We start from the raw sequence: 17,764 nt of genomic DNA, 5'->3' as shown, positions 1-17,764 counted from the left end.
CCTACTTCTCAAAAAGATAGTGACCGATTAACCATTCACGCCCGCGGTTAAAGGCCCAGAGTTCCTCACATGACATAAAAAAGACTCTCCAATAATTAAACCATTTAGTAGCTTCTTTCTTTCCGTAGTGCTCATTAAAGATTTGATAAATCTCTTCTTTATTTTCATCCATTTTATTAAGCCAAGCACGCGCCGTTTTTGCATAGTGTTCACCTGAAAAACTCCAATGCCTAGAGATCTTTAAGTCATCCTGAAAATAGTAAAAAAGGTGTTCGCTTGGCATAATTCCTCCAGAGAAGAAGTACCTAGACATCCAGTCACTTTCATCTTTTACTTCAAACTTATAGGGCATCTTTGAATGAACAAAAACATGGACAAAGAGCTTTCCATTTTCATTAAGCCAGCGGGAGATATTACTCAGTAATTTTTTATAATTTCTCATATGTTCGAACATTTCGACTGATACGACACGATCAAATGTCTCACTCAACTCGAGCTCGGCAACATTACAAGTTCGAACTTCAACATTTGTAACCCCCTCTTTTTCACAGCGAGACTCAATATGGATCTTTTGAGTTTTACTATTAGAAATGGCCACAATTTTTGAGTTTGGATACTTCTTGGCCATAAAAAGAGTAATCGCTCCCCATCCACATCCTAGTTCTAAAATAGACATACCATCAACAATTTCAGCTCTTTCGCAAGTAAGTTCGAGCATTCGATTTTCGGCATCTACAAGAGAAGACGTTCCCTCTGGCCAATAGGCACAGCTATATTTTAAGTTTTCTCCTAAGACCTTTTCAAAGAATGCTGAAGGTACTTGATAGTGTTGATCGTTTGCAAGATCAGTCTCAAGTGCAATTGGCGATTCACTAAGTTCATTGACGAGATCCCTTCTTCTTTGATCCAATTGATCTGCTTTACCAAAAAGAATTTCATCAAGTCGTTTATCAATTAGGTGGCGAATACCTCTCCTTAAAGCGAAGTCTGGTAAAAAACCTTTTGCTACTATTGAATCAATCATACGTATTCCTTTAATAGTTTATATTTTTTAGAAGTTAAAAAATATATTAGATAGATTGTTGTCCCCATACTTCCAAAGCAAATGAAGAGAATGAGCCATATGAGATTTGTCATAATTTTTCTTTCAATAAAAACGACTCCAAACCAAAGAATGATTTGGTTTATGTAAAAATCAATTAACGTTGCTTTAAACCAAGGCATTGCTACATAATGAGACAAATGATCAAAGAGATTTTCTTGCAACGATGCCCAAACGGTTGTCCCTAACATCAAAGTAAAGAGACCGATAAATATGATAATTATTTTTTTCATATATTCTCCCTTGGAGGAAGGGGTATAAAGGCCGATGTTTTCTTCTTATACTCAATGAATGTTTCATCGTTTTCACGTTTTTTCTCTAGCATAGGAATTCCACTAAAAAAGAGAAGAAATAATGTAAGGACTAATGGTGCAAACCAAGCAATGCTCCAAAGAGGAAGTGCTCCTAAGCTCAAATTAAATGAAAAAAAGAAGAACCCCCACCAATAGAGAGATTCCCCAAAGTAATTTGGATGACGACTATATTTCCAAAGGCCTGATTGAATAAATTTGCCATTATTGTTCTTATTTTTTTTGAATTGATTTTTTTGAGAATCTGCGATGGTCTCTATTAATAGACCGATGAAACAAACTCCTAAAGCAAAATAATCACTTAATACAAGTTCACTTTGTTCAGTTGATACGATCCATAAAACGGGGAGAGAGAGAACATAAAGAATGATCGTTTGAAACCAAAATATTCTAATATAGGCGAGAAAATTTGCCCGATCGCCATAGGACTTTCTCATCTCGTTATATCGAAAGTCTTCAGGTTTTTTTTGAGATCGAAGAAAAATATAACCAGACAAGCGAAAGGCCCACAGAAGTAAAACTAATGAGACAAAAACTTGACGTAAGCTCAACACAGGATTGAAAACAAGTCCAACACATAGAGGGACAAGATGTCCTATTCCCCATGCGATATCGATCACCCCAAAGTCTTTTTTAAATACAGCCACGGCGTAAAAGAGATGAAACATCAATGCCATAGTAATGAAATCGATTATGTATATACTCAATGCCGCCCCTTTGTTATCAGCAATATTTTTATAATCATACAACCAAGAAGCGCTTTAGAGCGAATCTCATAAATAGACAATGCATAGACAAAAGGTTTTCTTAAGTTAGCCTGTCTAATTTTGTGCTAGATTATGGAAAAGGGGTTTTTCTATGTTGCCAGTTCTTTTCTTAATATTTCATTGGTTTCTATCGCTCTTTCTACAGTCGTTCTTTCTTCATAGATATTGTGCCCATAAGATGTTTCAAATGAATCCTTTCTGGGAAAAATTTTTCTATTTCCTCACATACATCGCTCAGGGAGCAAGCTTTTTAAACCCTAGATCTTATTCAGTCATGCACCAAAGACATCACGCTCATAGTGATACACATAAAGACCCACACTCCCCAACCAATCACGGTAATGTTGTTTCTATGATGATTGCAACTTATTACGAGTATAAAAAATTATTAGCTCAAAGTGATTTTGAAGAATTTAAAAAAGAGTTTAAAGATGATTCCATTATTCATCACTATCCGACATGGCCATGGCTAGATAAATTTGCAGCTGGCCATTGGAATATTATTCTATGGACCGCTATTTATATCTTCCTCTATCTTTGGTTTCAGGTAGAACCTCTATACTATCTTCTCATCCCTATTCATCTGTTCATTGGACCAATACAAGGTGCAATTGTGAATTGGTGTGGGCATAATTATGGTCATCGCAATTACGATATAAAAGATCAAAGTAGAAATACACTTTTGTGGGATATTCCTCTTATGGGAGAGCTCTATCAAAATAATCATCACTACAGCTGCCAAAAGATTAACTTTGCTCATAAATGGTACGAATTCGATCCGACTTATTTAATTATCAAATTTATGTCATTTACTCGCGTCATAAAAATAAAGAGGTCGTGCTTATGAAGTTTTTCTTTTTGTTTCTGTTGATGACAAACTTCATCTTTGCAACCGAATTGAAATTGGTTGGAAAAGGACTCTTGGAATACTCTATATTCAAGATCGATATCTATGAAGTGTCCTACTATAAAAACTCCAATAATCATACGAAGCTATCACTTGATTATAAAATCGATGTAAAAAAAGAATATTCTCTAGAAGGATGGAAAGTAGGTTTAGAGAACAATATTAAAGATCTAGCGAAATACCAAGATCAAATAAGTTGGATCAATCGACATACAACGACAATAAAAAAGGGAGATCGTTTCTCTATTGAAATAAAAGGCGACCTCGTCACATTAGATTTAAATAACAAAATGATTGCTTCAAAAAAAGACAATTTATTGGCAAAGATTATACTTTTACCCTGGATTGGTCCCAATCCAGTTGATCAAAAACTAAAGAATCAAATACTAGCAATTAATCCATAAACTCTTTTTTTATTAAATCTACCTTATCTTGAAAAGTGTAAGAAAAGTACTCTTTTAATAGAACATCTTCTTTATCGAATTGATAAGAAGGATGAGCTTTTTTGAATTCTTCTTTTTTCTTATCAGAAAGCTTTGACCACTTATCCTTCACATACTTTTTGATTTTCTTATTCTTGTCATATAAGACGTGTAGCGCTTCATGAGATAGAGTTGTCGTTAGCCCCTTCTCAAATCCTGTAACACCATCCCCTAGAATAGTTAATGGATTCACGATGACTAAATGATCACGCCCAAAAAAGAGAGACTCTAATTTCTCCTGGTCTTTTTCGTAAGGAAAAAGCTCATTCATCCAAGCTTGACACTTTTGACCTTCTCCTTGAGCTAGCCACGAGTAATATTGTTTTAATCTCTTGTTTGAAAGACTCATTCCTTTAATCGATAAGGCAAATAAGAGAGGCTCAACGGACTCAGTAGTAATAAGATTCGAGTAAATGGCATAACAATAAAGCTTCTTTGTTAGCTCTACTTGATTCCGAGGAAGATAGAGTTGAAACTCACCTTTCATAAAGTAGTCTTTCTTTTGCGTTACAACAGAATACTCAAGTTGTTCACCCTCTTTCTCTTTGAGTCTCATTGTTTCTTTCCACCAACAATAATCTTCTTTAAGAGGAGCCTTCATCAAATTAGCTCCCATTTTAAAGTGAGAACAATCTAGCGAAGTCTTTGGATACATGGCCTTAAGAATCTGCCCTATCCCCTTTTCCTTTTCGTTATACGAACACTTCTTACCATAAATTCTACACCACTTATTAATGCAGTCTTTTTCTCCTGAAACCTGTATACAAGAGTTGAGAATTAAGGCTTCCGCTTGCTTTAACTCACCAATAGAGTTTCTCTGCATTGCTTTAAGATCGATCTCATACGATTTATAGGGTACTTTATTTTCAAGAACTGGTTTAGCGATAAAGAACGCTTTTTTATTAAAATCAAAAACGTAATGTTCTCCAAGAAGTGACGGTCCCATATTTCCATCAATAAAGGAATGGCTCAAGGCTCCGGAGGAACCAAGATAAGCATAACTATCTGCTGTAAATTTAATATTTCCGCAACGAATTTCACCAAGGTTAACAAAGAGAGGACCTAGTTCATGCCCTGCTAAATAGGCTTTTTGCGCTATTCTGTGTGTGTTTGAAAAGTTTGTATGAAAAATTAAAGGCGCTTCAGAACCTGAGTCAAAGCGAAAGTCTACATTTCTCTTTCCAATCATACAGGAAATCTTTAATACATTTTTTCCAATGACATCAAAGGATAGTCGCTCCCATTGTTTTGGAGCATTAAATTTTGTCTTAATTTTTACAACTTTATTTTTAAGATCAAATTCTATTGGATACTTTTTTAAAAAATCGATTCCAAGAATTCCGCTACAGCAGTCAATCCCATCTTTTGCTTTTGTAAAGCGGTTGTTATCCATAAAGTATGTTGGCATTTTATTGTATGTTAAATTCTTCAACTTCAAATTCAGACGATGTCCCTTAAGAGCAATTTTTTTAGAGAAAGTATTCACGACAGTATCAAGTTTCGTATCTGTAGTGATATGACCAGATTTTAAGAGTTCACTTTTTAGAGCGGGATTAATAAAGTTCGCATTTGAGCCCGTATCCAAGAGAAATAAATGATCTTTTCCGGCCAATTCTATTTTAGTGATGATCAGACCACCAATCGATTTCACTATGGGAAGTTGAACTTGCTCGCTAGCAAAGGGCGTTATACTCGTGAAAATAAATAAAAAAACAGTCGTAAAAAAGCCCCTAAGCCATTGATTTCTCTTGGTCATTCTTTCTCCATAGGATTTTGTCTTTTCAATCGTCTAACTCATCGGAAAATATACGTATTTTCTTTATCTTATGCCCCTTTCCACCTTTTTAAATGGAGCCGACTTTGCTACTATTCCAGGTGCACTTTTCATTCAGTTTTAATGCATTAATAGAGGATTTTTATGGATTACAATTTTCAGGACATTGAAAAGAAATGGCAGCAATATTGGGACGAAAATAAGACGTTCAAAACAGATGCCTCAGATAAAACGAAACCAAAGTACTATGTGCTCGACATGTTCCCATATCCTTCAGGAGCTGGTCTTCACGTAGGTCACCCAGAAGGTTACACGGCCACTGATATTATGGCCCGCTATAAAAGAATGAAAGGTTTCAATGTACTTCACCCTATGGGGTGGGACTCATTTGGTCTTCCAGCTGAAAACTATGCAATTAAAACGGGTACACACCCAGATATTACGACGACGAAAAATATTCAAACATTCAAGCGTCAGCTTAAATTTCTTGGTTTCTCATATGACTGGGATAGAGAGATTGCTACGTCAAATGTTGACTATTATAAGTGGACTCAATGGATCTTCACTCAGCTCTACAACAAAGGTCTTGCCTATGAAGACGAAATCTCTGTTAATTGGTGTCCAGAACTTAAAACGGTTCTAGCGAACGAAGAAGTCATTGATGGAAAGTCTGAAGTTGGTGGTCACCCAGTAATCAGAAAACCAATGAAACAATGGGTTTTAAAAATTACGGAATACGCTGACAGGCTTCTTGAAGATCTTGATGATGTTGATTGGCCAGAGAGTATTAAAGAACTTCAAAGAAATTGGATCGGAAAATCAGAAGGTGCAACGGTTAAATTTGAAGTTAAAGATGCTCAAGGAGAACTCGAAGTTTTCACGACAAGACCAGACACTCTCTTTGGTGCAACCTATATGGTTGTGGCGCCTGAGCACGAACTTCTTTCTAAAATTACAACAGCTGAACAAAAAGCTGATGTAGAAGCTTACCTTGAAAAGGCCGCCCTTAAATCTGACCTAGAAAGAACAGACCTTAACAAAGATAAAAGTGGAGTCTTTACAGGTGCCTATGCCCTTAATCCAGTTAACGGAAAAGAAGTTCCAATTTATGTAGCTGACTATGTTCTTATTTCATATGGAACAGGTGCAATCATGGCCGTACCAGGTCACGATGAAAGAGATTGGGAATTTGCTAAGAAATATGATCTTCCTATTGTTGAAGTCCTTAATGGTGGAGACGTACAGGAAGCAGCTTATACAGGTGATGGAGTTCACGTTAACTCTGATTTCCTTGATGGACTTAACAAAGAAGAAGCGATCACAAAAGCGATCACATGGCTTGAAGAAAAGAAACTTGGAACAAAGAAGATCAATTACAAACTTCGTGACTGGCTCTTTTCTCGTCAAAGATATTGGGGAGAACCATTCCCAATTCTTAAATTTGAAGATGGAACTGTTCGCTGCTTAGAAGCTGATGAACTTCCAGTTGCTCTTCCAGATGTTGAGAAATATGAGCCATCTGGTACAGGAGAATCTCCTTTAGCGACAATTGATGAATGGCTATGGATTACAGATCCAAAAACAGGAAAGAAAGCAAGACGTGAAACAAACACAATGCCTCAATGGGCCGGTTCTTGTTGGTACTACCTAAGATTCATTGACCCAACGAATAAAGATAAACCTTGGGATGAAGAGCTAGAAAAATATTGGATGCCAGTAGATCTTTATGTAGGTGGAGTTGAGCACGCTGTTCTACACCTTCTCTATGCTCGTTTCTGGCACAAAGTTCTTTTTGATCTCGGTTACGTTTCAACAAAAGAGCCATTCCAAAAACTTGTTAACCAAGGAATGATTCTTGGTGAAGACGGTGAAAAAATGAGTAAGTCACGTGGAAACGTGATTAACCCAGACGATATCGTTCATAATTTTGGAGCTGACTCTCTTAGACTATATGAGATGTTCATGGGGCCACTTGAAAAAGTTAAGCCATGGCAAACAACTGGAGTTAAAGGTGTCTATAACTTCCTTCAAAAGTCTTATAAATTCTACGCTGATCAATCAAATATCGTAAAAGAAGGCGAAGAAGATACAGAAGTGACAAAACTTCTTCATAAGACAATTAAGAAAGTAACTGATGATATTGAGAATATGAGATTTAACACAGCGATCTCTGCTCTCATGGTTTTTAACAACCTTTCTACGAAGAAAAAGAAAGTAACAAAGAAAACGGCTGAAGCATTCTCACTCCTTCTCGCTCCGATGGCGCCTCACGTTGCTGAAGAGATTTGGGCAACTCTTGGTCACACTCAAACGCTAGCTCACGAAGCTTGGCCTTCATATAACGAAGAACTTGCAAAAGATGATCTTATTACAATGGCCGTCCAGGTTAATGGTAAGACAAGAGCGACGATTGAAGTTCCAGCAGATATTTCAAAAGATGATTTCCTTGCAAAGGCAAAAGCTGATGAGAAAGTTGCTCGTCAACTTGAAGGAAAAAATATTGTTAAAGAAATCTACGTTCCAGGTAAAATCTGTAACATCGTAGCGAAGTAAGATAGGTAGAAAATGACAAATCGCTTTTATGTAACGACTGCAATTGATTATCCAAACGGAACTCCACACATGGGTCACGCCTACGAAAAGATCGTCGCTGATGCCTATGCTCGTTGGAATCGTTTATTAAAAAATGAAACGCACTACCTAACAGGTACTGATGAAAATGGACAAAAACTTATTGAATCAGCACAAGCGGCAGGTAAAGAAACAGCTGCCTTTGTTGATGAGCAAGTTTTGAAGTTTAAGGAACTGATTTCAAAACTTGAAATCAGTAATACTGACTTCATTAGAACAACAGAAAAGAGACACGCAGATGTTTGCCAAGACTTCTGGACGAGACTCCAAGATAAAGGTCAAGTCTATGCTGGGAAGTACTCTGGTATGTACTGTATGGGTTGTGAGTCATTCTACACTGAGCTTCAAGCTCCAGATGGGAATTGTCCAGAACACCATAAACCACTGCAAAAGAAGGAAGAGGAAGGGTACTTCTTCAAGCTTTCTGAATATAGTGACTGGATCATTGAGCACCTTAAAGCAAATCCTACATTTGTTACTCCAAGAGGAAAGTATAATGAAATCCTTAGCCGTTTAGAATCTGAGCCTCTAAGAGATCTCGCTATTTCTAGACCAAATCAAGGATGGGGAGTTGAAGTTCCAGGTGATAATAACTTTGTTATGTACACATGGTTCGACGCTCTTATCAATTACTACTCTGCCCTATCTCCAGAGCAAAAAGAATTTTGGCCTGCCGATATGCATGTTATCGGAAAAGATATTTTATGGTTTCATGCCGTCATCTGGCCTTGTATGCTTAAGGCCCTTGATATCCCTCTTCCAAAGAAAGTTTACGTTCACGGAATGATTCTTGCTGAAGATGGAAAAAAGATGTCAAAGTCTCTTGGAAATGGAGTTGATCCAATGGATATGATTGCAAAATATCCTGTTGATAGCTTCCGTTATTATCTTCTTCGCTCAATTTCTGCTCTCTCAGATGGAGCCTTCTCTGAGAAAGACCTTATTCAAAAGCACAATAGTGAGCTTGGAAATGACTTTGGTAACCTTATTATGAGAGTAGTGAAGCTTTCTCTTAAGGCCATCGATCCTAAGATCTCAGGAACTGGAGTTACTCAAGAACTCAACTTTGATGAAACTTACTCTAAGATGAAAGAGCTAATGGAAGCTTGTGAACACAACAAGGCCCTCGATGTTCTTTGGGAGTCTGTTAATAGCATTAACCAATATGTTAATGACAAAGAACCATGGAAACTTAAAGAAGATCCAGTAGCACTTACTCCTGTGATCTATAACTGTCTTTATGGGATTCATGCGACATCTTCACTTCTTAGTGCCTTTCTTCCAGAAACGTCTAAGAATGCCCTTGTTCCTCTAAGTGTTGAAGTTCAAAGCTTTGAAGATATTAAGTTTGGTGAGGTTGAGTATAATCTCCTTATGCCAGAGCCACTCTTTCCAAAAATTGACAAATAAAAAAGCGGGATTTAAATCCCGCTTTTTTTATTTTTTAATCATCATCTTCTTCAGTTGAGCAAGTGATTTCAATTGGAGCGTGATCACTTAAAATCTCTTTATAAACTCCATAAAAGAAATCATCATCTAATTGGCTTTCAAAAACGCGCCTTCTAAAGGCATCAACTCTCGTAGCAGAATCAGTATAGACAGGAACAATTTTATTTCTCTTAATCGTTAATTGAGAATCTAGATAATTCTTAAAACGAGTAACCTCTCGGTTCATTTTCTTTTTTCCAGAGTCAGACATTGGATAAAGCGTCTTTAAATGAGAAACACCGTCAATGTCACGAATCAAGTACTTCTGCATAAGATCGTTAATAAATCCTTTGTAAAAATCTACTCGCCTCGAAGTGAAAAGACTTCCCATTTTACATTCACCAAGTTTATTGGAGTCCACGAAGAAGTGATCATAGTTATTTGAGTAACCATTTCCTTCCCCACTTGAGTCAAAGCGCTGATTTGAAAGACTTGTTTCCGATCTCACAAGTACCTTCATTCCCTCGTACTCACTCATCATCTTTTTCAATAGAGGCTCATCTGCTTCGACGTTGAAATCTCCTGTATAAATGACATCTTGCTCTTTATACTTACGCTTCAAGTTTTTAATAATCTCGAATGTCATTTTAATTTCGGCAAAACGTGCGTAATTACCGCTATCAACACCTTCACCTAAATCATCATAATGATCAACTCCAAATGTTTTATTCAAAAGTGTCTTCATCAGATCACTGTCATCTGGTGAGTTATGAATGATGTGACTACCAATAAGAGTGAAGTCAAATTCACCACTTTTAAAACTTCCCATAAAAGGTCTTCTAGAGAAAAGGCCTTCATAATTACGATAGAGAAATTTCCCCGTGATATCAGGAAAACATGCATAAGCATCACTTGCTGTTAACGTCGATTGAAAAGCCTCACAATGCTCATTCTCAATTGGCTTAACTTTTCTACCTCTATAGTAGAAACCAACAAGCTCGTTAATCCAAGAACCATCACTTCCCTCACCTCTTGGAGATAAGATAAGCGCCCATGAAGGATCTATTTTCCTTAATTCTTTCAGTATTTTTAAGTAACCAGGACTACGATAGAGGCCTTTCGCCTTTTTTAATCCATCTTGAGCTTCTTTAAGCTCTGCTTTTAATTTTTCATAAGCTTTAGTGGAAGGATTCGTAGCATTTAATTCTTTTTTAAGATCATTAATTTTTCGAGGAGTTTCTCGTAAATAAGAAATCACTGATTCATTATGTCGGGAGTCAGCACCAATGAGAGGAAGTAACTCAACGGCCGTCACGATATCCCAACGATTCATGATTTCAGCGACGAGAGAATAGTCTTTAAATTGAGACTTTCCAATCCCAGGATGAAAGACATTCCAAGTTCCAAGCTTCACAGGATCATCATCAAAAGAAGAGTAATAATCTTCAGCTGCTTCACTATTGTAATGGTGAAATTCCATTCCACAGTCAACGCTATATTCGTCTACAGACGGAAGATAAGAGATATTATTCTCACATTCTTCTTGAAACAAAATCCTTTCCATATAATCGTCTGTAGGAATGGCCCAAGAAGATTGATAAGAAAGCACCAAAAGTATCGATCCAATTAAAAACCTGATAAGTTCCCCCAAGGTTTCGTGGAATGGCCAATTTACCCTTAGAAAAACTCATTAGCAAATTCTGTGAACACATAACCCCTTGATTTCACGTACTCCCCTTTATTAATTTCCTGTTATTTTTTTCAAGGTCTAATGTTATTTCTGGTACTTAGACAAAGCTCCATCATATAAAGAGATGCAAACAAATTTAAAGTTATCATCCAATTGGACGATAAGCATTTTGATCAATTATAGACCACCAAAAAGGATTAGTGAGAAATGAGACATCTATTTAAAAAATCTCTACTGGCCATGGCCCTTTGCTCTGCGCTGACAACTCAGACGCTAGCTGCATCTAAAGTTCTTGATTACCTACTTTCAGCTTCAGGAGTTGAAGAGGTACTTTATAAAAAAGGTTTTGACCCTCAAGCTGCTCAAATGCAAGCAAAGAATATTGTGGTTTCACTTAAAAACCTTTCACCAGATGAAAACAGACTGCCAACTCTTCAAGAGCTAGAGTCTGCCATTGAGCAAATTCCAGATGCTGCAGATAAAGCTGAAGCGAAGAAGATTCTTGCAGTTCTAAATCAAGATGCTGACAAAGTTTCAAAAGATCAACTCGTTGATTCATTCACACAATTCACATATATCGCAGACAGACATAGCCTTCGTTCAATTAATAGAATCGCTTGTACTGCTTGTGGAGAAGGTGCAACGATCATTGAAGTTTCTAACAAAACTGTTAACGACTCAATTAATAGAATGAAAAAACGTTTTAAAACAGACAAACAACTTGAAAGCTATATCAAAAAGAGCATGAGAAAAATGAAGCTTGGAAAATACTCTTCTAAAGAGATCGACAAGGGTGATCTTCTCGCTCTAGCAACGCACATTGACCTGATGGCCAATGGATCAAGTGAAATGAAAACAGTTATGTCATCTCTCAAAAGAGCAAGTTATTCGAAAAATGGAACAGACCTTTTAGGAGCAGGACATAACTTTGCAACAAAACTTCTTTTAGAAGAGCAAAATCCAGAGCAACTTTTAGAATGGGCCGCTAGATTCGACAGAGTTACAGCACTTAGAAAAAGTGATAACACAAGTTTTGAAGAGGCATTCAAAAAGACACTTAGAGAAGATATCGATAAAGCTCAAGGTAGTAGAAAAGAGGCCATGCAAAAAGCTTATGATGATATGGAAGTAGAAAATTGTTTTTTTAAATAGATATAAAAAGGCCCCGATTTTATCGGGGCTTTTTTTTAGAATATCTCAACGACACCTTTTTGATTTTTCATCACTAATAAACGTAAAGCATTTAAATAAGATTCAAACTCAGAAACTTTACTATATCCCGATAACTTTCTCACAACAACGTGTGCGAAATCATCAGTTTGCTCTCCAAGAAATTTATTAATATCAATTTTTCTCCAAAGAGAATCACCTACAGCTTTTTCTTGAATTGTCTTAGGGTGAAACATTAATTCTCTCACCTGCTTAATACCAAGTTCTTGATTAAAGACAGTTGTTAATTCACGACTTCCGGTATTTCCAATTTTCTTTGCACCAACTTTTTTAACAACATCTTTGGCAACACTTTCTTGAAAGTTGAGATACATCTTTGCAATACTCTGTGCTTCTTTAGCTTCAGACTTTAAAACAACCTCACCTACCGAATCATTAAATGCTTTAATTGCATCAACCACTCTATCGGCCTTAACATTTTCACTTAGTCCTAGTAGTTCTCTCGCCTCTCTTTTAGAGCTTTCTAAAACAAGACGAGCACGTGCATTAAAAAACTTTCTCATAATAACATCATCAGAAAATGTTTGAACGTAGCGAATTCTCCTTCCTCCACTCATTGCACCACCAATGTGTGGCCCACCTTTTGTGAAAACTTCGTGTAAGAATCCTCTCTTCTTAACTGCTCCATCAAAGAAGAAGTCAGTAAAGTCTTCCATATTTTCTTTTACAAAAAATGTCAGATCAGGTGCTCCCTTTTCAAGTTTAGAGATCATCTTTTTCATCTTAGTCGCATTCTCTGCCGTCGAACGGTAACGTAACTTTCTAAAGAAGTTTAAAAATTTGCTCGTATATGTTCCGTTTTTAACATTCATATTAATCTTTCTCGCTTTAGCAAGCTTTGAGTGCTTAGACAAAAGAAGAGAGTCCAATGATTTAAGATAATCGAGCATCATTTTATCATTATTATGAAAGTAAGCGGACACAACTTCAGCTGTTCTTTGATCAACAGCTTCTTTAGAGTAGTAAGCGACTTCATTAGATACAAACTTATAAACATGATCATCTTTAGCTGTATGCTTTGCAAGATCATTTGTAATTCTTTTCACAGATTCCTTAAGCTCCGACTTCGTCATAAGTCCTTGAGCTTGTAAGTCTTTGACTCTTTGAATTCTTACGAGAATCTCTTTTAAGTCTCTTTCCTTGGCCACTCTTTCGAGCTCGGGAATCATTTGTTTTCCATCCATTCCAAGTACGTGTCTCGCAAATTCTGTTTGAGCATCTTCTCCAATTGATTCTCCAGATTCACGAAGAGCACTTTTTTGGGCCTCTTTAGAAAGAGAGCTATTTCTAGCAATGGCCTTTGAACTAGTTTTCCAAACGTTTGTTCCAACCTTATATGATCTTCCAACCACTGAAAGAAGTGCAAATGCTCCTGCAGCTTCAAAAGCTGCCCATCCAAGCGAGTGTGACATTTCATCATTAGAACCAGCGTTTGCAACACCTAGATCTTCCATTCCCTTAACAAAGTTAACGTGATCTTTAGAACGAACATGCTTATTATATTCATGAACAGCTAGATAAGATTGTCCGGCAAGACCTAAGCCACTAAGACCTAGTACGAGCGCCCCACAAAGTCCACCTGTTGCGACTATACAAGTTCCGGCCATAAAATATGCGGCAATAGAAATAATTGGTGCACCAAAACCAACACCAATTTCTAAGTATTCGTCTTTCGTCCATTCATCTAATTTCTCTTGTACTTCTACTGGAACAGATTGAAGTCCTAAGATCTGATTTAAATTATTTTGAACATTACTTGTTCCATGGAAGATCTTCTTAATTTGCTCGTGATCATCCATATTTGTCATACATAGTTTCTCAAGTTGCTTGTCCAAACTCTTCAACTTACTCTTAGCAGCTCTTTCAATAAGTTCTAAAAAAACAGGCTTTTTAAGTGCATTTTCTAAACTAAAGAAGTCATCCTTAACTTGAAAATCATCATCAAGAGAGTAGTACTTAGAATATTGAGCAAGAATCTTTTGTTGTTTTTCAAGATTCCCTCTCTCTTTATATAGGTCTCCAAGAAGTTGAATTCTTTCTCCATCAACTGAAGACAATGCGTAGTTTATATCGTCCCATCTTTTTTCAGAAAGATTAGAAAGATTCTTTGAGTTAAATTTTTCAATAGCATTTCTATCGAGAATAGTCTCAGAGCTTAATGACTCCATAATCTTGAAGACGTCGTCTCCTCCACTTAGCTTAGCTGTAAGAAGTTGCTCTGATTCAGAATTCTTTTTCTTATAGATTTCGCCCCAAACATATTCTTTTTTAGAATCATCTAAAATAGAATCAGCATAAAATGGAGTTAATGGCTTATTTAAACCAAATTTCTTGGCAGCTTTTCTGAGTTTAAAAAGATCTAATCTTGACGCTCTCGCTTCGCATGAAATTTTTCTCCCATGGATTGGAGCCTCTTCAAAGATAAAGTTCATCATTTCATATTCAGCAAGAACATACCCAAGACGCGCTCTTGCAAACTCATTCCCAGCGTAGATCTGATTAAGAATAAATGTATATTCATCAATAGTTGCATCTGAAAGAAGATCTGTTTTATCGCGAAGATAATTCCAAATTTTTGCTAACATTGGGTATAGCTTATCAACTTTAGCTTCTTTCATTCTTCTTACAGGTACATATGAATCAGAAACGGCAAATTCATCTAGTGCTTTAACTACTCCGTTGAACTTACCACTTGTGTTGAAACAAATAGGATTTCTAAGATTAATTCTCATACCTGTTCCACAGTCATTTGTAATGATTCTCATGATACGAGAGTATTCTTTTGACTTCTTATCCATCCCCTTTAAGACACTTGAAAGTGACCTCAGGGCCCACATTCTCCAAAATGAAGATGAGTTGAAACTAGGAAATTCAATTTTAATTTTATTTCTTTTTAGCTTTCTTACAATTCCCTCAGGAAGAGCATTATCAATATAGCTTAGTCCTTTTCTTTGAAGATAATTCGCAAGATAGGGAGAGAGATTATCATCATAAGCAATAAATGAGCTAACTTCTCCATCTTCAAGAACTTCAAACTCTCTATTTTTCTTTGCTCTATCAATAATGGAAAGAAATGTTTTCATCTCTTCATCATTTTCAAAAACATTGTAAAGTTCACCTCTATTTGCCTTCATGACTAGTTCATAATGTTTCGTATCATCAAGTGATGGTTCAAAATATTTCGATGACTTTTCATAGAGAGCGATTTTAGCTAGTGAATATTCTTCAAAAGGAACTATTCCTGAATAACTATCAATACGAGCATCAGAGTCTGAATTTTCTAGGAAATACTCTCTTGCAAATGCTCCATACTCACCATCAACATATCCAAGATTAGAAAGGAGAATCTCAGCATGCTTTCCTTGAAATTTCTTATTAATCGTAAATTCTACTTTTGAAGGAAGTGATCCGTTCTCCATTTTCTCCTGACACTGGAGTGGAACATCAACGAGATCGTCTTGGGCATTAAGAACTGATGAGAAATATCGTTTTTGCTGTAAAAGCATATTTACAGTAAACCATCTTAAGACTTGAAAATAGTTATCAGCACTTGGTGCTTTCATAAGTGTAATAATATCTCTTTTTACCATTTTTGCTTCATCAAAGCGGATCGACATCCCCTCTTCTAATTCAACAAGATTATTGAAAACAGGATCATTATATTGGTCGATTCCAAGTGAAATTTTTGAAACTTCTTCTTCTGTTACGAAGAGTTCAGCATCAAAAACAGGATAAAGGGAATCAAAAATAACTTTTGAACCATTTGTAGCTTTTCTCGTTACAACAAAGAGATCGCGATAAGGCAGGAGTACATTGTGAATATAGTGAAGAACTGCTTCTCTTTTAATATCAAATGAGAGATCACTATCCATCAATCTCTGAATATCTTTTTTATACTTCATCGCCTCATTTGTTTGAGAGCGAATGATATTGTAATCGATTTGATCAAAGTCCTTTTTATCCATCATTTTCTTTGTAAAATGACCAATAGAACCAGGAATGTGCTCTCTCTTACAAAGAGCTTGTTCTTGAACAACTTCACTAACTTCTTTCTTCTCATCACAAGAGAGGATTGACTTATCTTTTAATTCTTTAAAGAAAGACTCATCATTTACACCTTCATATGAAACGGTATCCTGTCCACCAAGAAGAGATGAAAGATCAAAGTTGCTTTCAGGTTTAGGATCTTCGCAGTTTTCATCAACTTTTTTATCGTAACCACTAACTACTTTTTTATAATTTTCACTTTGCTTCTTGAAAGTATCGAAATAAGATTCGGCATCGTTTTCAAAACGATTCTGGTTCTCAACAACACTTGCAAAGGCAAGTTGAAAAGAACAAAGATAAATAATAAATGCCGAAATTGCTTTTTTCATAAGCTCCTTCATATTTCCCCCAAAATACTTAAGTACTTATAAAGAATGCAAAGCTTATGCCATAGAAAGGAGTTATTTACACAGTTAACTCCTCAAAATTTGATGAGTTTAATTCTCTGTGGGCCTTTAAAATCGTCTAAAAGATTGAGGTGTCTAGACTTTAGACACATGTGAAAAAATGGTTCTACTTCGAAGGGCTATTTAATTTGATATCAACAGCTATTCGCTCAATTTCTTTTTTCTCTTTTTCACTGAGCCAGCGCTTCATCGAGTTTCTGAAAACCTTCTCTGTCTCAGTTTTTTCTATAATTGTATTGATCTGATCAATGATTCTCTTACCTTTTTCTGTTTTCGAACATCCAATGACTGCTTGGTAATACTTGGGCATTTCTTCAATTGGTAAGAAGACATAGTCTTTTTCAAATTTCTTTTTCAGATAATATTTTGCAACACTAGCGTACTCTATTAAATAATTGATTCTTCCTCTTTCAAACATATCAAAGAGTATTTCCATTTCGACATTCATTCTTTTGAAATTACCGCCGCTCTCATGTCTTCTCAGTATTCTATTGAGAGGCATTTTATAAGTTCTTCCCTCTTGTACAATCGTTGAGAATGTTGGATCGAGAAGAAGACTTCTGATTGATATTGATTTTGGGTTTCCAAGCATTCTGTGCGTGCTTTTCTTTATGATGATTCGATTTGGTAGAAGGATTGAATAGGGCCTTGAAAAGTAAATATACTTCTCACGATCGGGTGTTTTTAAAGTTAAGGCCGAGCAAATATTATTGTGATTAGAAATTGTTCTGAAAAATCGTTGGATACTCATTCTTAAATTTCTATGCTCATAGTATTTAAGTTTCTTTTGAAGAGTCGTTACAACTCCATCAAAGATTCCTCTATTTTGATCAGGTCCTTCTAAAACCATAAATGGAGGCATGTGATATTGATACCAAATGATCACATCTTTTTTGCCCTCATCAGAAGAAGAGGAAAAGGAAAGAGATAATACTATGAGAACCAGAAGCAAGACTTTCATCATGAACTTCTTCCCGTTTATTATTGT

13 protein-coding genes are annotated in these 17,764 nt (G+C 36.1%); 5 read left to right on the top strand and 8 right to left on the bottom strand.

Going from position 1 to position 17,764, the window contains the following annotated elements; all coding sequences use genetic code 11:
- Position 1 precedes the first annotated feature (1 nt).
- Genes HBN50_RS00245 through HBN50_RS00235 form a run of 3 tightly spaced genes read right to left on the bottom strand, consistent with a single transcriptional unit; the run spans position 2 to position 2,120 of the window.
- Positions 2 to 1,024 (bottom strand): SAM-dependent methyltransferase, encoded by a 1,023-nt coding sequence (locus tag HBN50_RS00245; RefSeq protein WP_273866985.1) that lies wholly within the window; start codon positions 1,022 to 1,024, stop codon positions 2 to 4.
- Entirely contained in the window at positions 1,021 to 1,335 is a 315-nt protein-coding gene (locus HBN50_RS00240) for a DUF1475 family protein (protein ID WP_273866984.1), read from the bottom strand. The genes HBN50_RS00245 and HBN50_RS00240 overlap by 4 nt, the downstream gene beginning before the upstream one ends.
- On the bottom strand, positions 1,332 to 2,120 hold the full coding sequence (locus HBN50_RS00235; protein WP_273866982.1) for a DUF1295 domain-containing protein: 789 nt from the start codon (positions 2,118 to 2,120) through the stop codon (positions 1,332 to 1,334). Before HBN50_RS00235 ends, HBN50_RS00240 begins: the two co-directional genes overlap by 4 nt.
- 151 nt (positions 2,121 to 2,271) lie before the next feature.
- Between HBN50_RS00235 and HBN50_RS00230 the strand changes: the two genes are divergently transcribed.
- Both HBN50_RS00230 and HBN50_RS00225 read left to right on the top strand, forming a co-directional pair.
- Positions 2,272 to 3,027, top strand: coding sequence for an acyl-CoA desaturase (locus HBN50_RS00230; RefSeq protein WP_273866981.1), 756 nt, complete (start codon positions 2,272 to 2,274; stop codon positions 3,025 to 3,027).
- A complete protein-coding gene (locus HBN50_RS00225; RefSeq protein WP_273866978.1) occupies positions 3,024 to 3,491 on the top strand; it encodes a chalcone isomerase family protein in 468 nt (155 codons plus the stop codon). Before HBN50_RS00230 ends, HBN50_RS00225 begins: the two co-directional genes overlap by 4 nt.
- On the opposite strand, the gene HBN50_RS00220 is transcribed toward HBN50_RS00225, so the two are convergent.
- Positions 3,481 to 5,325 carry a retropepsin-like aspartic protease gene (locus tag HBN50_RS00220; protein ID WP_273866976.1) on the bottom strand — a complete coding sequence of 615 codons (1,845 nt, stop codon included), beginning with the start codon at positions 5,323 to 5,325 and terminating at the stop codon, positions 3,481 to 3,483. The two genes, HBN50_RS00225 and HBN50_RS00220, sit on opposite strands and share 11 nt — an antisense overlap.
- Before the next feature lie 162 nt (positions 5,326 to 5,487).
- Here HBN50_RS00220 and leuS point away from each other — a divergent pair, with 162 nt between their 5' ends.
- Complete coding sequence (gene leuS, locus HBN50_RS00215; protein WP_273866975.1) at positions 5,488 to 7,896, top strand: leucine--tRNA ligase; 2,409 nt, start codon at positions 5,488 to 5,490, stop codon at positions 7,894 to 7,896.
- Positions 7,897 to 7,908: 12 nt separating this feature from the next.
- Positions 7,909 to 9,384: a class I tRNA ligase family protein gene (locus HBN50_RS00210; protein ID WP_273866974.1), complete on the top strand. Its 1,476-nt coding sequence runs from the start codon at positions 7,909 to 7,911 to the stop codon at positions 9,382 to 9,384.
- A gap of 34 nt (positions 9,385 to 9,418) precedes the next feature.
- Here HBN50_RS00210 and HBN50_RS00205 read toward each other — a convergent pair whose 3' ends face one another.
- A complete protein-coding gene (locus HBN50_RS00205) occupies positions 9,419 to 10,954 on the bottom strand; it encodes a hypothetical protein (protein WP_273866973.1) in 1,536 nt (511 codons plus the stop codon).
- Positions 10,935 to 11,093 carry a hypothetical protein gene (locus HBN50_RS00200; RefSeq protein ID WP_273866972.1) on the bottom strand — a complete coding sequence of 53 codons (159 nt, stop codon included), beginning with the start codon at positions 11,091 to 11,093 and terminating at the stop codon, positions 10,935 to 10,937. The genes HBN50_RS00205 and HBN50_RS00200 overlap by 20 nt, the downstream gene beginning before the upstream one ends.
- A gap of 206 nt (positions 11,094 to 11,299) precedes the next feature.
- Here HBN50_RS00200 and HBN50_RS00195 point away from each other — a divergent pair, with 206 nt between their 5' ends.
- The gene (locus tag HBN50_RS00195; protein ID WP_273866971.1) at positions 11,300 to 12,244 is read left to right on the top strand and encodes a hypothetical protein; all 945 of its coding nucleotides are present in this window, start codon (positions 11,300 to 11,302) and stop codon (positions 12,242 to 12,244) included.
- A gap of 35 nt (positions 12,245 to 12,279) precedes the next feature.
- Here the strand turns inward: HBN50_RS00195 and HBN50_RS00190 are convergent, their stop codons facing one another.
- Together HBN50_RS00190 and HBN50_RS00185 are read right to left on the bottom strand one after the other, a co-directional pair.
- Positions 12,280 to 16,698, bottom strand: a complete 4,419-nt coding sequence (locus HBN50_RS00190; RefSeq protein WP_273866970.1) for a hypothetical protein — start codon at positions 16,696 to 16,698, stop codon at positions 12,280 to 12,282.
- Positions 16,699 to 16,882: 184 nt separating this feature from the next.
- Positions 16,883 to 17,740 carry a TIGR02285 family protein gene (locus HBN50_RS00185; protein ID WP_273866969.1) on the bottom strand — a complete coding sequence of 286 codons (858 nt, stop codon included), beginning with the start codon at positions 17,738 to 17,740 and terminating at the stop codon, positions 16,883 to 16,885.
- Between the last annotated feature and the right edge of the window lie 24 nt (positions 17,741 to 17,764).

The organism is Halobacteriovorax sp. GB3, from assembly GCF_028649655.1.
GTDB lineage: Bacteria > Bdellovibrionota > Bacteriovoracia > Bacteriovoracales > Bacteriovoracaceae > BSW11-IV.
Note: the sequence above shows the minus strand (reverse complement) of the source record. Positions and strands in the feature narration are given on the sequence as shown.